At 58.5% G+C, this 25,128-nt stretch carries 24 protein-coding genes, 1 other RNA gene and 1 riboswitch; all 25 genes read left to right on the forward strand.

Annotated elements, in window-relative coordinates:
- The first annotated feature begins 11 nt into the window (after nucleotides 1–11).
- The 25 genes from ACO5Z0_RS05490 to ACO5Z0_RS05610 all read left to right on the forward strand — a co-directional run bounded on the left by ACO5Z0_RS05490 (nucleotide 12) and on the right by ACO5Z0_RS05610 (nucleotide 25,110).
- Nucleotides 12–722 (forward strand): tRNA (adenine(22)-N(1))-methyltransferase, encoded by a 711-nt coding sequence (locus tag ACO5Z0_RS05490; protein ID WP_485649493.1) that lies wholly within the window; start codon nucleotides 12–14, stop codon nucleotides 720–722.
- Nucleotides 716–1,507, forward strand: a complete 792-nt coding sequence (locus ACO5Z0_RS05495; protein WP_485649494.1) for a Nif3-like dinuclear metal center hexameric protein — start codon at nucleotides 716–718, stop codon at nucleotides 1,505–1,507. Before ACO5Z0_RS05490 ends, ACO5Z0_RS05495 begins: the two co-directional genes overlap by 7 nt.
- A gap of 122 nt (nucleotides 1,508–1,629) precedes the next feature.
- Nucleotides 1,630–1,987, forward strand: an RNA gene (gene rnpB / locus ACO5Z0_RS05500) — RNase P RNA component class A.
- Between the two features lie 27 nt (nucleotides 1,988–2,014).
- Nucleotides 2,015–2,189: riboswitch (cyclic di-AMP (ydaO/yuaA leader) on the forward strand.
- Nucleotides 2,190–2,237: 48 nt separating this feature from the next.
- Nucleotides 2,238–2,858 carry a C40 family peptidase gene (locus ACO5Z0_RS05505; RefSeq protein WP_442673140.1) on the forward strand — a complete coding sequence of 207 codons (621 nt, stop codon included), beginning with the start codon at nucleotides 2,238–2,240 and terminating at the stop codon, nucleotides 2,856–2,858.
- 217 nt (nucleotides 2,859–3,075) lie between these two features.
- Complete coding sequence (locus ACO5Z0_RS05510) at nucleotides 3,076–3,441, forward strand: dihydropteroate synthase (protein WP_442673132.1); 366 nt, start codon at nucleotides 3,076–3,078, stop codon at nucleotides 3,439–3,441.
- Between the two features lie 21 nt (nucleotides 3,442–3,462).
- A complete protein-coding gene (folB, locus tag ACO5Z0_RS05515) occupies nucleotides 3,463–3,825 on the forward strand; it encodes a dihydroneopterin aldolase (protein WP_442673131.1) in 363 nt (120 codons plus the stop codon).
- A gap of 64 nt (nucleotides 3,826–3,889) precedes the next feature.
- Complete coding sequence (dprA, locus tag ACO5Z0_RS05520) at nucleotides 3,890–4,981, forward strand: DNA-processing protein DprA (RefSeq protein WP_485649495.1); 1,092 nt, start codon at nucleotides 3,890–3,892, stop codon at nucleotides 4,979–4,981.
- Nucleotides 4,982–5,016: 35 nt separating this feature from the next.
- Nucleotides 5,017–7,317, forward strand: a complete 2,301-nt coding sequence (gene topA / locus ACO5Z0_RS05525) for a type I DNA topoisomerase (RefSeq protein WP_485649496.1) — start codon at nucleotides 5,017–5,019, stop codon at nucleotides 7,315–7,317.
- A complete protein-coding gene (gene trmFO, locus ACO5Z0_RS05530; protein ID WP_485649497.1) occupies nucleotides 7,314–8,627 on the forward strand; it encodes a methylenetetrahydrofolate--tRNA-(uracil(54)-C(5))-methyltransferase (FADH(2)-oxidizing) TrmFO in 1,314 nt (437 codons plus the stop codon). Before topA ends, trmFO begins: the two co-directional genes overlap by 4 nt.
- An 11-nt stretch (nucleotides 8,628–8,638) precedes the next feature.
- Complete coding sequence (gene hslV / locus ACO5Z0_RS05535; protein ID WP_442676249.1) at nucleotides 8,639–9,181, forward strand: ATP-dependent protease subunit HslV; 543 nt, start codon at nucleotides 8,639–8,641, stop codon at nucleotides 9,179–9,181.
- A gap of 19 nt (nucleotides 9,182–9,200) precedes the next feature.
- Nucleotides 9,201–10,598: an ATP-dependent protease ATPase subunit HslU gene (hslU, locus tag ACO5Z0_RS05540; RefSeq protein ID WP_485649624.1), complete on the forward strand. Its 1,398-nt coding sequence runs from the start codon at nucleotides 9,201–9,203 to the stop codon at nucleotides 10,596–10,598.
- A 25-nt stretch (nucleotides 10,599–10,623) separates the two neighbouring features.
- Nucleotides 10,624–11,046 carry a hypothetical protein gene (locus ACO5Z0_RS05545; protein ID WP_485649498.1) on the forward strand — a complete coding sequence of 141 codons (423 nt, stop codon included), beginning with the start codon at nucleotides 10,624–10,626 and terminating at the stop codon, nucleotides 11,044–11,046.
- 550 nt (nucleotides 11,047–11,596) lie between these two features.
- A complete protein-coding gene (locus ACO5Z0_RS05550; RefSeq protein ID WP_442673762.1) occupies nucleotides 11,597–12,541 on the forward strand; it encodes an ABC transporter permease in 945 nt (314 codons plus the stop codon).
- Entirely contained in the window at nucleotides 12,538–13,356 is an 819-nt protein-coding gene (locus ACO5Z0_RS05555; protein WP_442676921.1) for an ABC transporter permease, read from the forward strand. Before ACO5Z0_RS05550 ends, ACO5Z0_RS05555 begins: the two co-directional genes overlap by 4 nt.
- 22 nt (nucleotides 13,357–13,378) lie before the next feature.
- A complete protein-coding gene (locus tag ACO5Z0_RS05560) occupies nucleotides 13,379–14,935 on the forward strand; it encodes an ABC transporter substrate-binding protein (protein WP_485649499.1) in 1,557 nt (518 codons plus the stop codon).
- A complete protein-coding gene (locus ACO5Z0_RS05565; RefSeq protein ID WP_485649500.1) occupies nucleotides 14,932–15,699 on the forward strand; it encodes an ABC transporter ATP-binding protein in 768 nt (255 codons plus the stop codon). The genes ACO5Z0_RS05560 and ACO5Z0_RS05565 overlap by 4 nt, the downstream gene beginning before the upstream one ends.
- 19 nt (nucleotides 15,700–15,718) lie before the next feature.
- Entirely contained in the window at nucleotides 15,719–16,516 is a 798-nt protein-coding gene (locus ACO5Z0_RS05570; RefSeq protein WP_485649625.1) for an ABC transporter ATP-binding protein, read from the forward strand.
- Nucleotides 16,513–17,259, forward strand: coding sequence for a class I SAM-dependent methyltransferase (locus ACO5Z0_RS05575; RefSeq protein ID WP_485649501.1), 747 nt, complete (start codon nucleotides 16,513–16,515; stop codon nucleotides 17,257–17,259). The genes ACO5Z0_RS05570 and ACO5Z0_RS05575 overlap by 4 nt, the downstream gene beginning before the upstream one ends.
- A gap of 98 nt (nucleotides 17,260–17,357) precedes the next feature.
- Entirely contained in the window at nucleotides 17,358–18,176 is an 819-nt protein-coding gene (locus ACO5Z0_RS05580) for a PD-(D/E)XK nuclease family transposase (RefSeq protein ID WP_485649502.1), read from the forward strand.
- A 28-nt stretch (nucleotides 18,177–18,204) separates the two neighbouring features.
- Nucleotides 18,205–19,197, forward strand: coding sequence for a phosphatase domain-containing putative toxin (locus ACO5Z0_RS05585; RefSeq protein ID WP_485649503.1), 993 nt, complete (start codon nucleotides 18,205–18,207; stop codon nucleotides 19,195–19,197).
- A gap of 414 nt (nucleotides 19,198–19,611) precedes the next feature.
- Nucleotides 19,612–20,637: a branched-chain amino acid aminotransferase gene (locus ACO5Z0_RS05590; RefSeq protein ID WP_485649504.1), complete on the forward strand. Its 1,026-nt coding sequence runs from the start codon at nucleotides 19,612–19,614 to the stop codon at nucleotides 20,635–20,637.
- A gap of 90 nt (nucleotides 20,638–20,727) precedes the next feature.
- Entirely contained in the window at nucleotides 20,728–21,669 is a 942-nt protein-coding gene (locus tag ACO5Z0_RS05595; RefSeq protein ID WP_485649626.1) for a DUF1848 domain-containing protein, read from the forward strand.
- A gap of 60 nt (nucleotides 21,670–21,729) precedes the next feature.
- Nucleotides 21,730–22,590 carry a shikimate dehydrogenase gene (locus ACO5Z0_RS05600; protein WP_485649505.1) on the forward strand — a complete coding sequence of 287 codons (861 nt, stop codon included), beginning with the start codon at nucleotides 21,730–21,732 and terminating at the stop codon, nucleotides 22,588–22,590.
- A gap of 113 nt (nucleotides 22,591–22,703) precedes the next feature.
- Complete coding sequence (locus tag ACO5Z0_RS05605) at nucleotides 22,704–24,074, forward strand: GspE/PulE family protein (protein WP_485649506.1); 1,371 nt, start codon at nucleotides 22,704–22,706, stop codon at nucleotides 24,072–24,074.
- Nucleotides 24,061–25,110, forward strand: a complete 1,050-nt coding sequence (locus ACO5Z0_RS05610; protein ID WP_485649507.1) for a type IV pilus twitching motility protein PilT — start codon at nucleotides 24,061–24,063, stop codon at nucleotides 25,108–25,110. Before ACO5Z0_RS05605 ends, ACO5Z0_RS05610 begins: the two co-directional genes overlap by 14 nt.
- Nucleotides 25,111–25,128 lie beyond the last annotated feature (18 nt).

Raw genomic sequence — 25,128 nt, forward strand, 5'->3', positions numbered from 1 at the left:
AGTTCGTCAAGATGAAAAAAGGGGCGGTGACGGTGCAGGAACTCGATGAGCGTCTTGCTGCCGTCGCCGCTTTTGTGCCGCTCGGCGCACGCTTTGCCGACATCGGCGCCGACCATGCGAAGCTGCCGCTTGCGCTTGTCGCTATGGAAAGGATCGCGCACGCCGTCGCCGTGGAAGTGAATGAGGGGCCTTTCGCGGCGGCAGAGCGTGCCGTGCGGCTTGCTGGCTGTACGGCTGCGGTCGAAGTGCGTCTCGGCGATGGGCTTTCGGCGATTCGCCCGGGAGAGGTCGATGCCGTTGCCGTCGCGGGTATGGGCGGCTCGCTGATCGCGCGCATCCTCACAGACGGCGCCGCCGTGCTGCAGGAGGTCGAGACGCTGATCCTGCAGCCGCAGAGCGATGCGGCGGAGCTTCGCGCGTGGCTCTATGCGCACGATTGGCACATCGCCGATGAAAGTCTTGCCCTTGCGGGCGGCAGGATCTATGAAGTGCTGCTGGCAAAGCCCGGGCGCGAGGATTTTCCTGCGCCGATTCTTCTTGAGATCGGTCCCCTGCTCTGGCAGAAGAAGCCGCCGCTTCTGCGCGCGCATATCGAGCATCTCATCCTTCGCGCCCGCCGTGCCGCTTTGGGCATGGAAAAGAGCGCACGGGCAAAGGAAAGTGCGGCATATCGTGCGCTGAAAGAAAAGATTGCGTCATTGAAGGAGCGACTTATATGGTAAAATGTCAGGACGTCATGCAGGCGATGGAGCGCATCGCGCCGCGCCGCTTGGCAGAGGCATGGGACAATCCCGGGCTTCTCATCGGCTCGCCTGCCGATGAAGTAAGAAAGATCCTCGTCGCACTCGATGTGCGCGAGGAAACCATCGAACAGGCAATCGAGGATGGCTGCGATCTGATCGTCGCGCACCATCCTCTTATTTTTCGCGGCGTCAAGGCGGTGCGCACGGACGATGCGACGGGACGCAAGATCGCGCGTCTCATCCGGGCGGATATCGCCGTCTTTGCTGCGCATACGAATCTCGACAGTGCAGCGGGCGGCGTCAACGATGTGCTTGCCGAGCGGCTGGGGCTTGTCTCGCCTGTGTCGCTCCTCGATGGCGCGGCAGACGGCGAGCCGGGACTTGGACGCATCGGTGAACTGCCCGCGCCGCTCTCTTTGGAGGATTTTGCCGCGTTCGTCAAGACGCATCTCGGACTGTCTGCTCTGCGCGTCGTGTGCGCGGGCGGTCATGCCGTTCGCCGCGTCGCTCTCTGCGGCGGCAGCGGCGCCGAATTCATCGGCAGGGCGGCGGCGAAGGGCGCCGACGTCTATGTGACGGGCGATGTGAAATATCACGACGCTGAACGCGCCGTAGGGCTGGGAATCCATGTCTTTGACGCCGGTCATTTTGCGACGGAGCAGCCGATCGTCGCCAGCCTGGCTGCACGGCTGGCAAACGCGCTGGGGAAAGCGGTGAAAATCGTCGCCGAAACAAGATCTAGTGATTTTTTTCAAATCTACTAACTATATCTATGGTTTAGGGGTGTATGGTAGATTAATTTTCTCTGATAAAAATGATGGACATACAGCTGAATTCGTTTGACAACTCGATCAGAAACTGGTATAATGGTCACGTTGTAAGTTTGCTGAGCATCCGGGCAATCGCGGGCATTTTGTCTGAGGAAAGTCCGGGCTTCATAGGGCAGCGTGCTGGATAACGTCCAGCGGGGGCAACCTTAGGGAAAGTGCCATAGAGACTTAGACCGCCGCACGGCAGGGCTGTGTTGGCAAGGGTGGAAAGGTGCGGTAAGAGCGCACCAGCAGTCAGGTGACTGGCTGGCTAGGCAAACCCCACGCGGAGCAAGACCAAATAGGGAAGGGATGAGGCGGCCCGCCGACCTTCCGGGTAGCGTCGCTTGAGCCGTCCGGCAACGGGCGGTCCAGATAAATGATTGCCACTGCCTTAAGGCAGCACAGAACCCGGCTTATAGGGTGCTCGGCAAGCAAAACAACGAGGAGCCGATACGCATAAGCGAATAAAAGCCGAATCCAGCTCAGGAGCGGGGGAACCATAGTTTTTGGGGTGAATGATGAGGCGGCTGAAGGACTGCGGATGTAATGCAAGACCGCTTTCCGGCTGCATCAAAAAGGGTGTTCTCTTCCCTAACCCGGCAGCTAACCTCGTAGGCGAAATCAGAGAGGGAGTGTCCATTTGAGTAGAGTAATGCGTATTTTCGTACTGACCACGGTTTTGATGTGTGGATTTTCCATCGCGGGGGCGTCGGCTTTCCGCATGGGCGATCAGGGGAGCGATGTAGCGGAGATTCAGGGGCAGCTGGCAAGCCTTGGATATGACGTGGCGGCGGACGGCGATTTTGGTCCCGCGACGGCAGAGGCGGTCAAGGCGTTCCAGAGTGCGCACGGTCTTGAGGCTGACGGTCTCGTCGGCTCGGCGACGTACGCGGCGCTTCTCGGCAAGAACATGCCGGAAGTGAGCCGCGGTTCGAACTATATCTCGCGCCGCATCATCTCGGATTCGATGCAGTATCTCGGTGTACCGTATGTATTCGGCGGCACGACGCCGAGCGGTTTTGACTGCTCGGGCTATGTGCGCTATGTGTTCGCTAATGCTGGCGTCTATCTGCCGCGCATGGCAGACGAGCAGTTTGAGGTCGGCGTTCCCGTTTCGACCGATGAACTCGTCGCAGGCGACCTCGTCTTTTTCTCGACATACACCTACGGTGCATCGCATGTCGGCATCTATCTTGGCGACGGCAACTTCATCAACGCATCATCGAGCCGCGGCGTAGCGATCGATTCGCTTTACAGCTCTTACTGGGGGTCCTGCTATATCGGGGCTCGCCGGGTGATGTAATCTTCTTTGAAAGGAGGCGCAAGCCTCCTTCTTTTTTTGCGTAAGCGGCTCTCTTACCTCGTGAAAAGCTCGTCCCAGAATGTATAGGCGAGCATGAGAAAGATGAGGAAGAGCAGGAATATATCGCTCATGGATTTCACCTCGTTGAAATTTTTCGTACCTTTTCCTTCCTCTTTATGATACAATGAGAGGAAATGAAGCGCAAGGGGGGGATTTCATGGAGCGAAGGAGCTTTGTGCTTGAGCGTATGGAGCCTTGGAATGCGGAAGCGGCGGCAGAGGTCATGCGCGAGATCGGCTGCACGGAAGCGGGTGTCAAGATCATGCGTGACAAGGCGGTTTTCTGCGTGATTCGCGTGCACGATCTGCCGACGAAGGCGGCGAACGTCGTCAAGCAGACGTTTCTCTCGAAAGGAGCGGACGCCGCTGTTTCGCGCCATGCCGTCGACCTCAGCGAGGAGCGCACGGATGTGCTGATCTTCGCGACGCTCGCGCAGTATCGTGCGGCAGTTGCCGTGCTTATGCGTCAGCCGTGGGGGCTTGACGTCTTGGCGCGGGACATTCTCGCACTTTTAGGGATTTAGAGCTAAGGAGAGTGGTTTTTTGTGGCAAAGATCAGATTGATGAACATGATGTTTTATGGCTTCCAGGGCGTTTATGAATATGAGAAGGAGCAAGGCGCGAAGCTCAACGTCGATGTAGAGATGGTGACGCGCGACGATAAGGCGTGTGATACGGATCGTCTGGAGGATGGCGCCATTGATGCCGCGACTGTCTACCCCTTGATTCAAGATACGGTGGAAGAAACGAAGGTAAATCTCTTGATGACGCTTGCGGCAAAGACGGGCGATCGTATTTTACAGAAGTTCCCGCAGGTCGTCGAAGTCACGACGCGCATCCGCAAGAATGCCGTGCTCATTCACGGCCCGCTGGACTTTGTTGAGGTCGAGGTCACGCGCAGGGCGTAAGATGCTGTGCAGCAGAATTTGGCGTGCATGAAGGTGAAAAAGATCGGACGAGAGGAGATGCGTCATGGAGCGTTTCTTTTTGGCGGCTCTTTGCCGTGCGCCTCATGTGGGCAGCCGTATCGCTGCGTCTCTTCTGCGCGGCTTGGGAACGGCGCAGGATGTTTGGCGGGCGGATGTGACGACGCTCAGGGCGGCAGGGCTTTCGCTTGAGCGAGCCGCCGCGCTGCATGATTTTTGCCGCAAGAACGAAACGCTTCCTGAGAAAATCGCTGAGACTTGTGAGAAAGCCGGCATACGGCTGTTCATTCCGACGGATGGGGCGTATCCTGCGCTTTTGCGGGAGATTTATGATCCGCCGCAGACGCTCTTTTGCCGCGGTTCCCTCGATTGCCTCAAACAACCTGCTGTCGCTATGGTCGGCGCACGTCATGCGAGCGCTTATGGCAAAAGCGCGGCGGAGGATATCGCGCTCGGTCTTGCCGAGCGCGGTTTTGTCGTCGTGAGTGGTGCGGCGCGCGGCATAGACACGGCTTCGCACAAAGGGGCTTTGAAGGCTGGCGCGACGGTCGCCGTGCTCGGCTGCGGCGTCGATGTCGCTTATCCGCGCGAGAATGCGCGGCTTTTGGCACAGATTGCCGAAAAGGGTGCCGTCATTTCTGAGTATGCGCCGGGGACAGCGCCGTTTGCAGCGTTCTTCCCCGCGCGAAATCGCATCATCAGCGGTGTCGCACGCGGCACGATCGTCGTCGAGGCGGCAGAAAAGAGCGGTTCTTTGATCACGGCGGAGTTCGCCTTGAGCGAGGGGCGCGATGTCTTTGCCGTGCCGGGCAGCATCTATTCGGCGATGAGCTGCGGCTGTCATCGCTTGATTCAGCAGGGGGCGCGGCTTGTCGTCTCAGCGGCGGACGTTGCCGCCGAGTACACAGGCGGGGCAGCGGAGGAAAGCGCGCCGCCGCAGGATTTGACGGAAGAGGAAGCGGCGGTCTATGCGCTCCTTTCGCGCGAGGAAGCGCGTTCTTTGGACGAGCTGATCTGCCGCCTGCAAGGCAAGGCGGCGAACGTCGCGTTTCTCCTGTTGGGGCTGCGCGTCAAAGGGCTGGTCGAAGAAACACCCATGCGCACCTATATCCGAAGCGCCGCAGGGAAACATCTTTGAGCATGAAGTATATGAGTATCTGAGGAGGGGCGATCTTGCCGACAGCGCAGAAAAAGACGCCGCAGGAAAAGAATACGGAAGTCGTGGAGAAAACAGTAAAGAAAGCAAGGAAAACGGCTGCAGCGAAAACGACGGCGAAAAAATCCGCTGCGAAAAAAACGGCTGCAAAAACAACGAGAAAAAGTGCGCCTAAGACTTTGGTCGTTGTCGAGTCGCCTGCGAAGGCTAAGACGATTGAAAAGTATCTCGGCAAAAAATACATGGTGCGGGCATCTATGGGGCATCTGCGCGATCTCCCGAAGAGCCAGTTCGGCATCGACGTCGAGCATGATTTTGCACCGAAGTACATCAACATTCGCGGCAAGGGCGATCTCATCAAGGCACTCAAAAAGGATGCGAAGCACGCAGACAAGATCTATCTCGCAAGCGATCCCGACCGCGAAGGCGAGGCGATCGCCTGGCATCTCGCCTACATCTTGGGGCTTGACCCGCAGGAGAATTGCCGCATCGTGTTCAACGAGATCACGAAGCCCGCGATACAGGCGGCAGTCAAGGAACCGTACCCGATCAACCTCGACCGTGTGGATGCACAGCAGGCGCGTCGTATGCTCGATCGCATCGTCGGCTATAAGCTCAGCCCGCTCCTCTGGCGCAAGATCAAGAAGGGGCTTTCCGCCGGCCGCGTGCAGTCGGTGACGGTCAAGCTCATCTGCGACCGCGAAAAGGAGATCCAGGCGTTCGTGCCCGAGGAGTATTGGACCGTTGGCATGAAGCTCAAGAAGGAGCGCGGCGCGCAGTTTACCGCCGAACTTGCGACTGTCGATGGCAAGAAGCTCGCGCTGCATTCGAAGGAGGAGACGGACGCGCTCGTCGAGGATATCGCGCGTCAGAAACTCTCCGTCAAAGAGGTCAAGAAGCGCGAGCGCAGGCGCAATCCCGTCGCGCCGTTTACGACGAGCAGTATGCAGCAGGACGCGTCGAGAAAGCTTGGCTTCACGTCGCGCCGCACGATGATGTTCGCCCAGCAGCTCTATGAGGGCGTCGAGCTTGGCAGGCGCGGCCCCGTCGGTCTCATCACCTACATGCGCACGGATTCGACGCGCCTTTCGGATCTCGCGCTCGATGAGGTGCGCGACTACGTCGGCGCTTCGTTCGGCGCGGATTACTTGCCCGAAAAACCCAATGTCTATGCGGCGGGCAAGAAAGCGCAGGACGCGCACGAGGCGATTCGTCCGACGAGCGTAGAGAACACGCCGGAGCTTATGGGAAAATATCTGACCCGCGATCAGCTTCGCCTTTACACCTTGATCTGGCAGCGCTTCGTTGCGAGCCAGATGACGCCCGCCGTATTCGATACGGTGAGCGTCAGCGTGGCGGCAGGCGAGCGCTACATCGCGCGCGCCTCGGGATCAACGCTGAAGTTCGCGGGTTTCCTCGCCGTCTATGCGGACAATAAGAAGGAAAAGGATGTGCTGCTGCCCGAACTTGCGGCAGGAGAAGCGATTTCTCTCGTGCGGCTTTTGCCCGAGCAGCACTTCACGGAGCCGCCGCCGCGCTACAACGAGGCGTCGCTCGTCAAGACGCTTGAGGAAAAGGACATCGGCCGTCCGAGTACCTACGCGCCGATCATTGAGACGATCTTGGCGCGTGGCTACGTCGTGCGCCAGGACAAGCATTTTCAGCCGACCGACCTCGGCTTCCTTGTCAACGATATGCTCGAAGAGTATTTCAAGGACATCGTCGATGTGCAGTTTACGGCGGGGCTGGAAAATGAGCTTGATGAGATCGCCGAGGGAAAGGTGGATAAGAACGACCTTTTGCGCACCTTTTACGAGCCGTTTGAAAAGACACTCGAAAAAGCAGATGAAGCGATCGGCGAAGTCGAGATTCCCGAGGAAGTGTCCGATGTCGTATGTGAAAAGTGCGGCAGGAACATGGTCGTCAAGCAGGGGCGCTACGGCAAGTTCCTCGCGTGCCCGGGCTTTCCCGACTGCCGCAACACGAAACCGCTCTTAAAGGATACAGGCGTGCCGTGCCCCAAGTGCGGCGGCAGGATCGTCGAGCGCCGCTCAAGGCGCGGACAGGCGTTCTACGGTTGCGAGAATTATCCTGCCTGCGACTATGTGACGTGGGATCAGCCTTTGACGGAAAAGTGCCCGGAGTGCGGCGCGTTCATGCTTCGTCACCGCTACAAGAACGGCAGAATTTTGCCCTACTGCAGCAACGAGGCGTGCCGGACGCGCATCGACCACCCGATCAACAAGGAGATAGAAAAGAGCCGCGCGCGCTTGGAAGCGAAGCGGGCGAAGGAAGCGGCGAGAGAGGAAAAGAAGTGAAGAAGGTCATCATCGTGGGCGCAGGGCTTGCCGGCAGCGAAGCCGCATGGCAGGCGGCCGAGAGCGGCGCACGGGTCACGCTCTATGAGATGCGCCCCGTATCTTCAAGCCCCGCGCACAAGACGGCGGACTTCGCCGAACTCGTCTGCAGCAATTCGTTGCGCGGCGCAGGGCTTGAGAACGCCGTCGGCGTCTTGAAAGAGGAGATGCGCCGCATGGACTCTCTCATCATGGCGGCGGCGGACGCGACTCGCGTGCCGGCAGGCGGTGCGCTCGCCGTCGATCGCGAGGGATTTTCGCGCTATATCACCGAGAAGCTCACGGCGCACCCGCGCGTCGAGGTCGTGCGCGAGCGCGTCGAGACGATCCCGCGAGAAGAGGGCGCTGTGACCATCGTGGCATCCGGCCCTCTGACGGACGGTGCGCTCGCCGCCTGCTTGCGCGAGATGATGGGGGATGCGTCCTTTTACTTTTACGATGCGGCGGCGCCCATCGTGACGCTCGAATCCATCGACATGACGAAGGCGTACCGCACGTCGCGCTACGGCAAGGGCGAGCCTGCTTACATCAACTGCCCGATGACGGAAGAGGAGTACCGTGCCTTTTGGCAGGCGTTGACGACAGCGGAGACGGCGGAGCTGCACAGCTTTGAAAAGCCCGTGTTCTTCGAGGGCTGTATGCCCGTCGAGGTCATGGCTTCGCGCGGCGAAAGCACCTTGCTTTTCGGTCCCTTAAAGCCCGTCGGCTTGGAAGATCCGAAGACGGGGGTGCGTCCGCACGCCGTCGTGCAGCTGCGCCAAGACAACGCGGCAGGCACGCTCTACAATATCGTGGGCTTTCAGACGCATTTGAAGTGGGGCGAGCAGCGGCGCGTGTTCTGCATGATCCCGGGACTCGAACATGCCGAGTTCATGCGCTACGGCGTCATGCACCGCAACACCTATATCGATGCGCCGCGCCTTCTCGCGCCGACATATCAGCTCAAGAAGGATGCAGAGCTTCTCTTCGCCGGACAAATGACGGGCGTCGAAGGCTATGTCGAGTCGGCGGCTTCGGGGCTTGTCGCAGGAAAAAACGCCGCGCGGCTCGCCAAGGGACAGCCGCCGCTCGTGTTCCCTCGTGAAACGTGCCACGGCGCACTCGTTGCCTACATCACGGAGGCGGATTCGCGGCATTTCCAGCCGATGAACGTCAATTTCGGACTGCTGCCGCCCTTAGAAGGGCGCATCCGCGACAAGAAGCGCAAGAAAGAACTGCTCGCCGAGCGTGCGCTTTGTGCGCTCGAAGACTTTCGCGGCGAGATGGAGTAGGAGGACAATCTATGGAACAGACATTTCACGCGACGACCATCGTCGCCGTGCGCCAAAAGGGAAAGACGGCGATCGCAGGCGACGGGCAGGTCACGTTCGGACAGAGCGCCATCATGAAATCGACGGCGCGCAAGGTGCGCCGCCTTTACCACGGCAAGGTCGTTGCAGGCTTCGCCGGCTCGGTCGCCGACGCATTCACGCTCTTTGAAAAATTCGAGGCGAAGCTCGAAGAATTCAACGGCAATTTGATGCGCGCTTCGGTCGAGCTGGCGAAAGAGTGGCGCACGGATCGCGTCCTCCGAAAGCTCGAAGCGCTGCTCCTCGTCGCCGACAATGAAACGCTTTTGATGATCTCGGGCGGCGGCGAGGTCATCGAGCCGGACGGCGACGTTGCGGCGATCGGCTCGGGCGGCTTCTACGCGCTCGCCGCCGCGCGCGCCCTCGTCAAGCACACGGACATGGAAGCGGCAGAAATCGCAAAGGAAGCATTGACGCTTGCCGCCGATATTTGCGTCTTTACGAATCACAACATCAAGGTAGAGGAGCTGGATTGACTTGCAGGAAAAGGTCGAAATGGAAGAAAACATGCTGAACGAGCAGACGCCGCGCCAGATCGTCGAAGAGCTTGACCGCTACATCGTCGGACAGAAGGAAGCGAAGCGCGCCGTCGCCATCGCGCTCAGAAACCGCTGGCGCAGCCGCAAGCTTGACGCCGCGATGCAGGATGATGTCATACCGAAAAATATCTTGATGATCGGCTCGACGGGCGTCGGCAAGACCGAGATCGCACGCCGTCTGGCAAAGCTCGTCAAAGCGCCGTTCATCAAGGTCGAAGCGACGAAATTCACCGAAGTCGGCTATGTGGGGCGCGACGTCGAGTCCATCGTGCGCGATCTCGCGGAAACGGCAGTGCGTATGGTGCGGCAGGAGCGCATGGAAAAGGTGCGCGAGCGTGCCGCAGAGCTTGCCGAGGAGCGCATCCTCGACGTATTCGTGCCGCAGCCGAAGAAGTCGCAAAACCCCTTGGGCAAACTTTTCGGCGGCGCAGACGACGAGGAAAAGGAATCGGAAGAAAGCAAGGAGCCGAAGTATGCGGCGGGGCGCGAGTGGGTCAGAAAGCGGCTTTTGAAGGGCGAGCTGGAAAAAGAGGTCATCGAAATCGAGATCGAGGACTCGGGCAAGCCGATGGTCGGCATGTTCGCCGGCTCCAGCCTTGAGAGCATGGGCGACAATCTGCAGGACATGATGGCGAACCTCATGCCGAAGAAACAGAAGAAGCGCAAGGTTTCCGTCGCGGCGGCGCGCAAGCTCTTCTGCCAGGAAGAAGCCGCGAAGCTCGTCGATATGGAGGAGGTCAAGGACGCCGCCATCCGCGCGGCAGAGAAGAGCGGCATCGTATTCCTCGACGAGATCGACAAGGTCGCTGTCAAGGGGCAGGGATCCGGCCCCGACGTCTCGCGCGAGGGTGTGCAGCGCGACATCCTGCCTATCGTCGAAGGCTCGACCGTCATGACGAAGTACGGTCCCATTAAGACCGACCACATTCTCTTCATCGCGGCAGGTGCGTTCCACACGGCGAAGCCGTCCGACCTCATCCCCGAGCTGCAGGGACGCTTCCCGATTCGCGTCGAGTTGAAGTCGCTGCAGAAGGAGGACTTCCAGCGCATCCTGACCGAGCCGCAGAACGCGCTCTTGAAGCAGTACAAAGCGCTCTTGGCGACCGAGGGCATCGCGCTCGATTTCGCGGAAGACGCCATCGACCGTCTCGCGCAGCTCGCCTGCGACGTCAACGCTCAGACCGAAAATATCGGCGCGCGCCGCCTGCATACGATCTTGGAAAAGCTCTTGGAGGATCTTTCCTTTGAAGCTCCCGAGATGGAAGAAAAAGAAATTTGCGTCGATGCCGCTTACGTCGATACCAAGCTCAAGGACATCGCCCGTAACCGCGATGTGAGCCAGTTCATTTTGTAAGGTTTCTCGAAAAGGTGTGGTTTCCATGAACTGCAGCAAGAAAGCTCTCGCCGTTGTTTTTGCATTTTGCCTTGCGATCGGCACATCGACGGCTTTTGCCGATCTGCCCGAAGCCGATGTAGCCCCCGGTATTTACAGCTACGACGGCGATCCGAACTTCATCGTTTGGGACTGCGGCTCCCATGTAAAATCGGTGGCTGATGTAAGCTCAGCCTACATCATGAGCGAAGGAGAGGACTATGAGGATTTTGCGTTCCTCTCCTTTGCCGTTTGGTGGAGCGGCAGCGACGGTGCGATGACGGAAGAGCCGCAGCGTACCATCGTGTTCCGCTATAAGAAGGATACGGGGGAATACTATATGCCGTTCGCGAAATTTGGCTCTGTCGTAGAGAGAAATCTTGAGGAGTTGGAATATCTTCGTGCAGCCGCACATGAACACAGCGATTAACGCTCGCATGAGTGCTCCGACGAAATCCAAAATCCCGCGTGTTGCGCTGTATCAAACAGAAAAAGATTGTTCTCCTCGTGTCTTTTATGCTATACTATAGGAGAAATCCCCGCCGCATGAGCAACGGCAAGGCATGAACGGTCTTTTTCAAAGAATCGGCACAGGAAATGTCCCCAAAACAAATCCGCGCCGCAAACCGTGCCTGTAAGCCCCGTCGCAACAGGGCTTACAGAGCAAGGATTTCAGAACATGAACCCCGCAAGGGGACGGAAACACTACAGCAGCTGCGATTTTGGTCTTCGTTCCCATGATATTTCAGAATATAAACCCCGCAAGGGGACGGAAATAGGGGGCTTGCGAAAGCAATCCCTCTGTTTTTATGCGCCCGAGCATTTTGCTCTGCGGCGCTTTTATTTTTGTAAGAAAACCGTTTAAGGCGATTTGTAGTTCCTTAGATTCCTCTAACTATTTCCCCCGCAGGGGCTTATAAAAACCGAGCGAATCTCTTAGAATAGGGGAGATGAAAATTTTTGGGGGTGGTGCGAAACGTATGAGAAAGTATGTACTGGGGCGGCTGCTGCAGCTTGTGCCGATTCTCCTGTGCATCACGTTTTTGGCGTTCGCCGCGATGCAGTTGGCGGGCGACGATGCCGTTGACTTGATGTATGAGAAGTCGGGCGGCGTCTCGGAGGAGGTCAAGGCGGCGAAGCGTGCGGAGCTGGGGCTGGATCGTCCGTTTCTCGTGCAGTACGGGGCATGGCTCAAGGGAGCTGTCACGGGGGAACTGGGGCGTTCGTATATCTCGGGCAAGCCGGTATGGGAGACGTTCATGGAAAAGCTGCCGGCGACGCTTTACTTGATGTTTGCTTCCGTTCTCATGACGCTTGCTTTTGCCGTGCCGCTCGGCATCTTGGCGGCGGCGCGGCAGAATCGCCGGGTGGATGTTCTCATTCGCATCGGTACCTTTGTCGGCAATTCTTTGCCGAATTTTTTCGTGGGGCTTTTGCTCATCTATGTTTTTGCTGTGCGGCTTGAGTGGCTGCCGATCTTGGCGAAGGCGGGCGATGGACGCGCGGTCATTTTGCCTGCGCTGACCTTGGCGATTGCGATGGGCGCGAAGTATACGCGCCAGATTCGCGCCGTGGTTTTGGAGGAGCTGGCGAAGCCTTATGTCGTGGGGGCGCGTGCACGCGGTGTGAAGGAACGCACGATTCTTGTGAAAAGCGTGCTGCGCAGCTCGCTCGTACTCATCGTCACGCTGCTCGCGCTGTCGATGGGTTCGCTTCTCGGTGGCACGGCGATTGTCGAGACGATTTTCCTTTGGGACGGCGTGGGAAAAATGGCGGTCGAGGCGGTCTTGGCGCGCGACTATCCGCTGGTGCAGGCGTATGTGGCATGGATGGCGGTGATCTATGTCGTGCTGAATCTCGCGGCGGATATTTTTTATCGCCTGCTCGATCCGCGCGTCGGCTATGAAAAGGCAGGTGCGTCATGACGGCGCACAGGTATCGCCCGCTGCTGCCGTATGCGGCGGCAGTGGGCGTCGTGCTCATCGTCGCCGCCTGTGCGCCGCTCTTGTCGCCGTATGATCCGTATGCACAGGATTTGGAGCAGGCGCTTCTCGCGCCGAGCGCCGAGCATCTTTTGGGGACGGATCGCTACGGGCGCGATCTCTTGTCGCGCGTCCTCGTGGGGGCGCAGACGACGCTCGGGTCGGCGCTGTTTTTGCTGCTCTTTGTGAGCGGCGCGGGCAGTTTGATCGGCGCGGTTTCGGGCTATCGCGGCGGGCGGTTCGATGCCGGCTTCATGCGGCTCGCTGATCTGCTGCTCGCGTTTCCCCAGCTCGTCTTTGCGATCGCAATCGCGGGCGCTTTCGGCGGCGGGCTTTTTTATGCGGCGGCGGCGCTTGCCTTCCTCGGCTGGGCGAAGTATGCACGCATCGCGCGCGGTTTGACGCTCTCTTTGTGCGCACTGCCGTACATGGAAGCGGCGCGCATGGCGGGCGGCAGTTCTCTCGCTGTGTTGCGGCATCACGTTTTGCCGAATATTGCAGGACCGATTCTCGTCACGGCGGCGCTCGATCTCGGCACGCTCACGATGGAGCTGGCGGGACTTTCGTTTCTCGGGCTTGGCGCGATGCCGCCGACGGCAGAGTGGGGTTCGATGATGAGCAGCGGGCGCAGTATGCTGCAGACGACGCCGTGGGTCATCTTAGCGCCGGGGGCGGCGCTCACCCTCACGGTGGCGGTGTTCAACTTGTTCGGCGACAAGCTGCGCGATGTGTTGGCGCCGAAGGAAGTAAGTAAGTAGGAAAAAGAGGAGGCTACAGAAAATGAAGATGAATAAGAAGAGATTGGCGGCGGCTTTGGCAGGGCTTTTCGCGGCGGCGGTTTTCGCGGGCTGCGGCGCGGACAAGAACGAGGCGGCAGGGGAGAAAGTCTTTACCTACGGCACGATGTCTTACGGCGCGGCGATGGAGAACGCGGGCACGAACCCGCATGTTTCCTACAACGGTTGGAGCACCTTGCGCTACGGCATCGGCGAGACCTTGTTCCGCTTCAATGAGAAGATGGAGCCTGTGCCTTGGCTTGCCGAGAGTTTTGAGCAGGTCGATGAATATACGATGAAGATCAAGCTGCGCGACGATGTCGTGTTTTCCAACGGCAAGAAGATGACGGGCGAGGCGGTAAAGGCGTGCTTGGAAGACCTCGTGGCGAAGCATGACCGCGCGCCGAAAAATCTGAAGCTCAAGTCCATCACGGCGGATGGACAGACCGTCACTCTCGTATCGAGTGAGAAGATGCCGACGCTCATCAACGCATTGGCGGATCCCTACGCCTGCATCATCGACATGGAAGCGGGAGAAAAGGATCGCATCGTCGTCGGCACCGGCCCGTATGTGGCGCAGAAGGTCACGGATACCGAAATGGAGCTTTCGAAAAACGAGAAGTATTGGGGCGCTGTCAAGCCGAAGCTCGACAAGATCATCGTCAAGAGCATTGCCGACGGCGATACGCTGACGATGGCGATGCAGAGCGGCGAGCTTGACGCTGCACAGGGACTGCCCTATGCGAGTTTGGAGCTTTTCCAAAAGGACAATGCAAAGTACAAGATCAGCCAAGCCGATACGTCGCGCGTCTATCAGGCGGCGTTCAACTACAAGACGCCCGAGCTGCAGGACGTGCGCGTGCGTCGGGCGATTTCTATGGCGCTCGATAAGGAGAACTTCTGCAAGGTACTGCTGAAGGGCAACGGTACGCCTGCGGTCGGCCCGTTCCCCAAGAGTATGCCTTTCGGCGGTGATGCCGTGCGGGCGGCTGCTTACGATTTGGAAGGAGCGAAGGCGCTCTTGAAGGAAGCCGGCTACGAGGATACGGACGGCGACGGCTATGTGGATAAGGGCGGTAAGAATTTGGAGCTTCGCTATCTGACGTATCCGTCGCGTCAAGAGCTGCCGATTCTCGCTGAATCGCTGCAGGCGAATCTCAAGAAGATCGGCGTCAAGCTGAATGTCAATTCGACGGATAGCTACAAGTCGTTCTTGAAGAGCGGCGATTACGATGTATTCGCCAAAGCGCTCGTAGCGGCGCCGACGGGCGATCCCGAGTATTATTTCACGGGAAATCTCCTCAAGGATGCTGTCGATAACAGCGGCTTTTACTACAGCCCGCAGGTGGAAGAGCTCGCCGCCAAGCTGCACAACATCTACGGCGCCGAAGCTCGCGCCGCGCTCGCCGTCGCTATGGAGCAGCAGGTCTTGGACGACTGCGCGGTTCTCTACGCATCGCATCTGCGCATGAGCCTCGTGATGAAACCGGGCATTGAAGGTCTCAAGGCGCATCCGTCCGATTATTATGAAGTCAGTGCGGAGCTGGAGAAGAAATCGTGAGTGATACGCCGCTTCTCGCCGTGCGGAATCTCGCGATTTCGTACGGCGAAAAGCAGGCGGTGCGCGGCGTGAATTTCTGCCTGCATCGCGGGGAGATCCTCGTCTTGGCGGGGGAGTCGGGCAGCGGCAAGAGTACGATCCTGCGGGCGGTCATGGGCATCTTGGATGCGGGCGTCTGCACGGGAGAAATCCTTTGGGAAGGGATGGATGTCTTGCGGCTTGCCAAGGATGAGAGACGCAACCTTGCAGGCGAGGAGATCGCGATGGTTTTTCAAAATGCAGGCGCGTCCTTCTGCCCCGTACGCACGATCGGCAGTCAGCTCTATGAGAGCGTATGCGCCCATAGGGTGTGGAGCTATGCCGAGTTTCGCGAACGAGCCGAGGCGCTGATGGCGCAGATGCAGCTTCCGCGCATGGTGCTTGACGAGTACCCGTTCCGTCTGTCGGGCGGCATGGCGCAGCGCGCGGGCATCGCCGCCGCGATGCTCCTGCAGCCGAAGCTCATCTTGGCGGACGAGCCGACTTCGGCGCTCGACGCGCTGACGCAGGTGCGCGTGGCGAAGGAGCTCATGGCGCTTCGCCGACGCACGGGCGTCGCCATGCTTCTGGTCACGCATCACATGGGGCTGGCGTATCACATGGCGGATCGCATTCTCGTCCTGCGGCACGGGGAGATGGTGGAGCAAGGTGCGCGGAAGGAAATCTTCCGCCATCCGAAGGAAGCCTATACGAAGGAGCTGATCGCCGCCGTGCCGAGATTGTAGGTGGAATGGTATCGTGGAAATGATTTTGAAAGCCGAAGGGCTGGTAAAATCCTTTGGAAAGGGGGCGGAGCGGCGGCGCGTGCTGGACGGCGTGGATTTTGCCGTTGCGGCGGGCGAGTGTCTGGGCATCGTCGGGCAGAGCGGCTGCGGCAAGAGCACCGCCATGCGCATCGCCGCACGCCTTTTGGATGCGGACGAAGGGCGCATCTCCTTTTGCGGCAAGGACATCACACATACGCGCGGGCGCGAGCTTCGTGAAGTGTACGGCGCGATGCAGATGATTTTTCAAATGCCCGAGGATTCTTTTGACCCCAGAAAGACGCTCGGTTGGAGCATCGCCGAGCCGCTTCTGCGGCACGGTTGGTCGAAAGCGCGGCGCGAAGAGCGCGTGGCGGCGCTCTTGCAAGAGGTGGGGCTCGGAGCACATTTTGCTGCGCGCTATCCGCACGAAGCAAGCGGCGGCGAATGTCAACGCGCCGCCATCGCGCGCGCCTTGACGCTCTCGCCGAAGCTGCTGATCTGTGATGAGGTGACGAGTGCGCTTGACGTCACAGTGCAGGCGCAGGTCGTGCGCCTCCTGCGCCGCATCTTGCAGGAGCAGTGGGCGGCGTGCCTTTTCGTCACGCACGATCTCGCGCTTTTGCCTGCGATCGCCGATCGCGTCGTCGTCATGCACGGCGGCAAGGTCGTGGAGGAAGGATTGGTGCAGGAGGTCGTGCAGCAGGCGAAGTCGCCCTATACGCAGGAGCTTTTGGCGGCGGACTTTTTCCGCTTGCCGCATGTAGAAGATGAAGAACGGGAGAACGTCAGATCATGAAAACGCAGGAAATGCTTGCGAAAGAAGAAGCTCTGGAAAAGCGTATAGAAAGCTACTGGGACAAGCGAAGTCCTGCGTTTTCCGACGTGCGCAGAAGAGAGCTTGCAGGCGTCGATGCAGCGCTTTGGCAGCAGCTGATCGAGCGTCGTTTGCCGGTGGGCAGCCCCTTGCGCGTCTTGGACGTCGGCACGGGCGCAGGATTTTTTGCTATTCTTTTTTCGCGCTTGCAGCATACGGTTACGGGCATTGACATGTCGGCGGGGATGCTGGCTGAGGCGCAGAAGAATCTCGAAGCGTTCGGCTGCCGTGCAGAGCTTCGGAAGATGAACGCGCAGCAGCTTGATTTTTCCGATGCTTCTTTCGATGTCGTCATCAGCCGCAACCTCACATGGACGCTGCCCGACGCGATGCAGGCATATCGCGAGTGGCATCGCGTGCTCAAAGCGGGCGGCATACTTTTGAATTTCGACTCGGACTGCGGTCAGACGCTGTTTTCCGCGGAGGGAGATCAAGCGTGTGTTCATGCGAACATTGGCGATAGGCTGATCGCCGAGTGCAACGCGATCAAGGACGAGCTTCGCATCAGCACGCATCGCCGACCTGTCTGGGACAGGGATATCCTTACGGCTCTCGGCTTTTCGGTGCAGGTGGATGCGGACATCGCGCCGCTGGTGCACGGCGATGATCGTCTGCACTACGATGATGTGCCGCTCTTCGGCATCTACGCGAAGAAGGTGCGGTAAGCGGCTGCGGATGAAAGCGGAACGGGAAAAGCGGGCAAGTTCTTGTCGCACAAGAGACTTCATAGTATAATTGAAGAAACAAAATAGGAGAAAAAACGATGACTTGGGATGAGAAGGAAGAATGGCGTCAGAAATTCCTGAAAGTGCTGGCGGGCTTTCGTCTGCTGGATGACGATTTCATGACGGCGGTATTTCAAGAGAGTTTGGAATGCGTCGATCTTGTTCTGCAAATCATCCTGAACAAGCCGAACATCAAGGCGACGAAGGCGATCGTGCAAGATACGCTGAAGAATCTGCACGGGCGCAGCGTGCGCTTGGATATCCATGCATGGGCGGATGGACAGGAATTCAATGTGGAGATTCAGCGTGGCAGAAAAGGTGCGCTGGAACGAAGAGCCAGATACAACAGCAGCTTGATGGACGCCAATGTGTTGTTGGCGGGTGAAGACTATGACAAGCTGCCGGAATCGTATGTAATTTTCATCACGGAAACGGATGTGTTGGGCGAGGGTCAGCCGATTTATGTCGTTCGGCGCACGATTGAAGGAAGCGGCACGGTTTTTGGCGATGGCTCGCATATCATCTATGTCAACAGTTCTATGGCGGATGAAGATTCGCCGCTCGGCAGGTTGATGCACGACTTCCGCTGCACGCGAGCAGAGGATATGCATTACGAAGTGTTGGCAGACCGGGTGAGGTATTTCAAGGAAACGGAGGAAGGAGCGAGTGCTATGTGTGAAGCGATGGAATTGCTTACGGATGAAGCTGAAAAGCGCGGCATGGAGCAGGGGAAGGAAAGCGAGCGTATTTTTTCTATTCGTAACATTATGGCAAACTTGCAGTTGACGGCGGAGAAAGCGATGGATGTTTTGTCTATTCCGAAATCTGAGCAGGCACGGTACAAAGCAATGCTTTGAGTGAAACGCGCGAGGGGGAGACGGTAATATGCAAAGGAAAGCATGTCTGTGTCTATGCATCGCAGTGCTTTTGCTTCTTTGGGGAGCGGTGCTCGGCACGGCGGACGCTCGTGCGGCGGATGCGCCGCCGCGCACGCGAAATCACGGCTATATCTGGCGCATTGACGCCGATGATGTCGCGGGGCTGCCGCGCAACTTCCGCACGATGGACGGAGACTTTCGCGCCGCCTACAAGGCGGATATGGATGCTTCTTATGTGCCGACGCGCGAGGGGCTTGAGCGCCTGCACGCTTCGGGTAGCGGCGAATTTTCCGCGAGTGGTCTGCGCGCTTTGTTGGAAGTTCTTGCTGAAAAAACGAGCGCGCCGATCTGCATCGTCGATCTGCGCGAGGAGTCGCACGGCTTTTTCAACGGCACGTCGGTCAGTTGGTACGGCGAGCGCGATTGGGGCAACGTCGGTCTGACGCAGGAAGAAGCGCTTGCTGAGGAAAAGGGGCGCATCCATGACGCTGAGGGACAGATGACGGCTGTCGCTCATCTCGGCGGGGAGAAGAATCCTTTGGATGAGCATGAGATTTTTGTAGAAGAGGTGCAGACGGAAGCGGAGCTTGTCGAAGCTGCGGGGCTTCGCTACAAGCGCATCACCGCGACGGATCATATTTGGCCCGAGCCTGCCGCTGTCGATGAATTTGTACGCTTTTACAAGACGCTGCCCGACGATGTTTGGCTGCATTTTCACTGTCAGGCAGGCGAGGGACGCACGACGGAATTTCTCGCGATGTACGACATTTTGAAGAACCCGACCGTGCCTTTGAAGGATGTCCTCTACCGCCAATGCCTGCTCGGCGGCAGCTACGTTGCGCATGTGGAGCCTGCCGGCTCGACGTATTGGAAAGTTCCGTATTATGAGGAAAAGGCGCGTCACATCGCGCTGTTTCATCGATATGTTCGGGAGCAGCAGGCGGCGGACTTTGCCGTTTCTTGGTCGGATTGGCTTGCGGCGCAAGCTGATGCAGAATAACTTTTGAGGGAACATAGATAAATTCAGCCACCATCTCACACATCTGCGCTGTCCTCTCATCCTCGACAAATCCTTGCTGAGCCGTCCAAGAGCCAAGTCCGAAGGACGCAAGCGATTGGGCGACGGCTCGTATGCGAAACCGTCCCAAGAATGCAAGCGCGAAGCGCGCTGCATGTTTGGTCGACGCTGACCGCCATAGAACCAGCGCATTTGTGAAAATCTGGGCGACTTCATTTTCTCATCTTTTCCTTGAAAAAGGGATTGACGGCGCAAAAACTTCGATGTAGTATAGGCTTTATAGAATTACAGAAGGATAGTTGCGGCTGTGGATGGAGATTCTTCCTGAAGAAGCAGATGTCTTTTTGTTGGTTCGGAACGATGTGCGTCTGCGGTACGGATTGAGGAGGAATCATCATGGAAAAGAAGGATATGGATTGGAGCAATTTAGGTTTTTCCTATCATGTGACGGAACAGCGCTATGTCGCTCATTATAAAAACGGCGCTTGGGACGAGGGCGGACTTACGGACGACGATAAGATCGTCTTGAGTGAGGATGCGGGTGTTTTGCAGTATTCGCAGTCGGTTTTCGAAGGGCTTAAGGCGTATACGACGGAGGACGGCAGGACGGTTTGCTTCCGCCCCGATCTCAATGCGCACCGCATGTATGAGTCTGCCGAGTATCTTGAGATGCCGCCTTTCCCCGAGGAGCGTTTTTTGGATGCCGTGCAGCAGGTCGTCAAGGCAAACGAAGCATGGGTGCCGCCTTACGGCAGCGGTGCTTCGCTCTACATTCGTCCGTATATGTTCGGTTCCAGTCCCGTCATCGGCGTTGCTCCGGCAGACGAGTATCAGTTCCGCATCTTCGTCACGCCGGTCGGTCCCTATTTCAAGGGCGGCGTGAAGCCGCTGACGGTCAAGATCAGCGACTTTGACCGCGCCGCGCCGCACGGTACGGGGCACATCAAAGCGGGGCTGAACTATGCGATGAGTCTGCACGCCATCATGACGGCGCATCGTGAAGGCTTCGCCGAAAACATCTATCTCGATGCGGCGACGCGCACGAAGGTCGAGGAGACAGGCGGCGCGAACATCATCTTTGTCGATGCGGACGGCAACCTCGTCGTACCGAAGTCGCCGAGCATTCTGCCGTCGATCACGCGCCGTTCGATCACTTATGTGGCGGAGCATTATCTCGGTCTCAAGGTTGATGAGCGCGAAGTGCTTTTCTCCGAGGTGCCGCGCTTCAAGGAGTGCGGACTCTGCGGCACGGCGGCGGTCATTTCGCCCGTCGGCAAGATCAACGATCATGGCAGGGAGATTTGCTTCGCCAGCGGTATGGAAAAGATGGGGCCAATCATTCAGAAGCTCTACGATACTTTGACGGGCATCCAGATGGGACATATCGAAGCGCCTGAGGGTTGGATTTACGAGATTAAATAAGAATTGTGCAGCGAGTGTGCGGGTCGCATACGAGAAGTCGGGCGGGGAGTTTTCCCGCTCGGCTTTTTTATGAAAGGAAGGGGGTGCGTGATGATTTTGAACACGGGAAGCCGTACGGACATCCCCGCGTTTTATGCCGACTGGTTCGTGCGGCGCTTGCGTGAGGGATTTGTCATGGTGCGAAGCCCTTATGCTCCGCAGCGTATTACGCGCTACATCCTCGATCCTTCGGTCGTCGATCTCATCGTATTCTGTACGAAGAATCCCGCGCCGCTTCTCGTGCATCACAATATGCTCTCGCCGTTTCGCCAGTTTTGGGGCGTGACGATCACGCCCTACGGATCGGACGTCGAGCCGCAGACGCCGCCTGTGGCGGCAGTGATCGAGAGTTTGCGCGCCCTCTCCCGCATCGTTGGCAGCCGCGCCGTGCATTGGCGCTATGATCCCGTGCTGATTACCGAAACGTATACGCTTGATTTCCACAAACGCGCCTTTCGTCGCATGGCGGAGCAGTTGGCGGGCGCGGTGAAGAACTGCGTCGTGAGCTTTGTCGATCTCTATAAGAATACGCAGAGAAACTTTCCTTCCGTGCGAGAGGTTGCCGCAGAGGAGCGTCTTGCCCTCGGCGAGACGTTCGCCGCTGTCGGACGCGCGTGCGGCATCAAGGTGCGCACTTGCCTTGAGGGCGATGATCTCGCGCGTTTTGGCATAGATACGTCGGGCTGCATGACGCAGGAAGTTTTGGAAGAAGCCTGCGGCTGCCGGTTCCATGTGCCGCGGCTGACGTTGGCAAGGAAGGGGTGCAGCTGCCTCCTTGGCAACGATATTGGCGCCTACAATACTTGTGCGCATTTCTGCCGCTACTGCTACGCCAACGCGAGCGCCGCCGCCGTCCGCAGAAACCGCGCCCTGCACGATCCCGCCTCACCGCTTCTCGTAGGAAGCATAGAGCCGGGAGATCGCGTGCAGGCGGCGCATCAGGTATCGTATGTGATGAAGAATGAGCAGATGGAATTGTTTTCAAAAAACTAGGGCGAATCCCCTATTGTGGGAAAATGCTCCTTTTGTTACAATAATAAGGAGAATATAAGAATGTTTACAGGAAAAACAAAGAATCTTGCTGTGATCGGTTCACCGATTGAGCATTCGATGTCGCCGGCGATGCAGAATGCGGCGATTCAAGCAGCGGGACTGGACTTCGCTTATGTCGCCTTGCATGTTCTGCCCGAGGTTTTGGCTGATGCTGTGCGTGGTTTGCGCGCGTTGGAGTTTCGCGGCTTCAATGTGACAATTCCGCACAAGTCGGCGATTTTGCCGCTTCTGGACGAAGTGGATGAAGCGGCGCGTGTTGTCGGTGCGGTCAATACGGTCGTGCAGGAAGCGGGGAAGCTCAAAGGATTCAATACAGATGTTCGGGGATTTGTCGGCCCTCTTGAGATGCGCGGTTTTTCTCTTCGAGGGAAAAGCGTCGTGATCTTCGGCGCAGGCGGCGCGGCGCGCGCCGCGCTCTATGGCTTGCTGCGCTCGGGGGCGGCAAGAGTTACGCTCGGCGTGCGAAATCCGGAGAAGGCACGATCTTTGGTGCAGGAGTTCTGTCCATACGGTGAGATTTGCGTTTTCGATTGGCATGATGCAGCGTTTGCCAAGGTTGTAGCGGATGCGGCGCTCATCGTTAATACGACGCCGCTCGGCATGGCGCCGCGCACGGATGAGATACCGCCGGTTCCTTGGGCGGCGGTGTGCGCCGGGACATTTTTCTATGATATCATTTATACGCCGCGAGAGACGAAGTTTTTGCAGCACGCAGCAGCGCTCGGCTGCCCGACGCTCAATGGCGAGGCGATGCTTGTGGGGCAGGGGGCGGCGGCGTTCTCCCTATGGACGGGGAAAGAACCGGATCTTTCCGTGATGGCGCGTGCTTTGCACGAAGCGCTTGGAAAGGGAGAACTGTAATCGCTGCATTCGTCGGATGCGTTTTGTATCCGGCGGCGACAGGGAAAAGTAAGAAAGTCAGCACGAAAGCCGAAGCAAGATGTTTCAAGGGGAAGTCTTTTGGAGGCTCGGAGATGCAAAGGACGGCAGAGGATTCGTATCAGATGCTGCTCCATCGTTTGGTGCAGAGCGTACGCGGCAAAAGCGCGGGGCAGGCTTTGCTGCATCCGGACGATTTGGGGCGCGTGCCTGTCGTGGAGTTCGTCGATCACATGATCGCAGAGGCTCTGCGGCTGCGGGCGAGCGACATCCATATAGAGCCTTACCGGGAATCTGTCCGCATTCGTTACCGTGTTGATGGAAGATTGTTGGAAACGCATGCACCTATCCCGTGGGAGGTTCATGCGTTTTTGCTTGCGCGATTGAAAGTCATGGCGCATCTGGACAGCGTAGAGCGGCGCACAGCGCAGGATGGGCGCATCTCTTACGCGCCGCCTGCGGGCGGTTCTGTCGTCGATCTGCGACTGGCTACCTTGCCTCTTTTGGCAGGGGAGAAGGCTGTTCTGCGCCTGTTGAATCGCTCGCATGAGCTGCTTTCCATAGAGAATCTCGGCTTTTCTGCGCAAAACGAGGCGCTTTTTCGACGTTTTTGCCGTATGCCCGACGGCATGGTTTTGATTGTGGGACCGGTCAATTCGGGTAAGACGACGACGCTTTATGCGGCTCTATCTGAGATCAATACGCCTGAACACAACATCATGACGATCGAGGATCCGCCCGAGTATCAAATCGAGGGAATCAATCAGGTACAGGTGAACAAGAAAACGGGCATGACCTATGCGGCGGGGCTTCGCGCTATGCTGCGCTCGGACATCGACGAGATCGTGCTAGGCGAGATCCGCGATGCGGAAACGGCTGAGATGGCGGTGCGTGCAGCTTTGACGGGGCATCTGTTGTTTTCTACGATGCACACGAAGGATGCGGTCAGCGCTGTCTTGCGTTTGCTCGATATGGGCGTGCCGGCGTATCTTCTGGCGGCGGCGGTTTCGGGGGTCGTTGCGCAGCGTTTGGTGCGCCGCCTTTGTCCGCATTGCCGCGAGCCGTCCGAGGAGACGCTGCCGGCGTGGGCGCAGGGGGCGCCGAAAGAGCGTGTGCAGCTCTGGCGTGCGGTGGGCTGCAAGGTTTGCGGCGGCACGGGTTTCTTGGGGCGATTGGCTTTGCACGAGATGCTGGCAGTCGATGCGCCGATGCAGCAGGCGATCCTTGGACGGTCAAGGCTTGCGGAGCTGCGCGAAGCCGCTCGCCGGCAGGGGATGAAGGTGCTTGCGGAGGACGGCGTAGAAAAGGCGCGGCAGGGCTTGACGACGCTGGCAGAGGTGGCGCAGGTGCTTTACGGCGAGGACGGCGCGTCGGATCTTGCCGAGATCTGCCGCTTTGATGGAGATGATGCAGGGGCGTCAGAGGCGCATATACCGCAGGGAAGGTTCGTCTATGGAAGCGGCTGACCTTGTGAACATCTTCACCGAAGGCTGCGTGCGCGGGGCGTCGGATATTCATCTCGCTGCCGGACAGCGCCCGTTTTTGCGGCTCGACGGTGAGATGATGCCGCTTTCGGAGGATTGTCTGGCAGAAAATGCGTTGGGGGATTTCTTCGCCTCTGTTTTGACGGAAAAAGAACGCACGCGGCTCAGCCGAGAAAACAGTTTGGACGTTTCCTTTACGCTTGCGGGACGGCGCTGTCGCGCCCATGCGTACCGCATGGGCGGATCGACGGCTCTTGCCCTGCGGCTTTTGCCGCGCGAAATACCGCCGCTTGCGGATCTTGGCGCACCGCCTGTAGTCGAATCGCTTCTTGCGGCGCGAGACGGGCTGATCCTTGTCGGCGGACGCACAGGCTCGGGCAAGTCAACGACGCTCGCCGCTTTGATCGAGGAGATGAATGTGCGTCGTGCCGCGCATATCGTCACGCTTGAAGATCCCGTCGAGTATGAATTTTTGCCGAAGCGCTGCTTCATCAGTCAACGTGCGCTCGGCAGGGATTTCGCTTCGTTTCCGGCGGGGCTTCATGACGCCCTGCGCGAGGATCCCGACGTGATTTTTATCGGTGAGCTTCGTGAGGCGGAAACGGTGCGCATCGCTCTGCAGGCAGCGGAGTCGGGCTGTCTTGTGCTCGCGACGCTGCATACGAGGGATGCGGCAGAGGCGGTTCTGCGCATCGAGGGAATGTTTCCGGGAGAGGAAGCGCAGGTGCGCAGCCAGCTTTCGTTTGTGCTGCGCGCTGTGTTGTCGCAGCGCCTTCTTCGTGCGGCTGCCGGCGGTCGCGTCTTGGCGACCGAAGCGCTCGTCGCCGTACCCGCCGTGCGCAATCTCATTCGCACGGGCAAGGTCGCGCAGATCCGAAGTGCCGTTCTCGCGGGCGGCGCTTCGGGGATGCAGACGATGGCGCAGTCCGTCGAGGCTCTGCTTCGCGCACAAAGGATCACGCGCGAGGTCAAGGAACAGGCGCTTGCTGATCTTGACGGCGTCTTGCGTGAGAGGTGACGGGGAGCCGATCAGAAA

The organism is Selenomonas sp. (genome assembly GCF_057272215.1).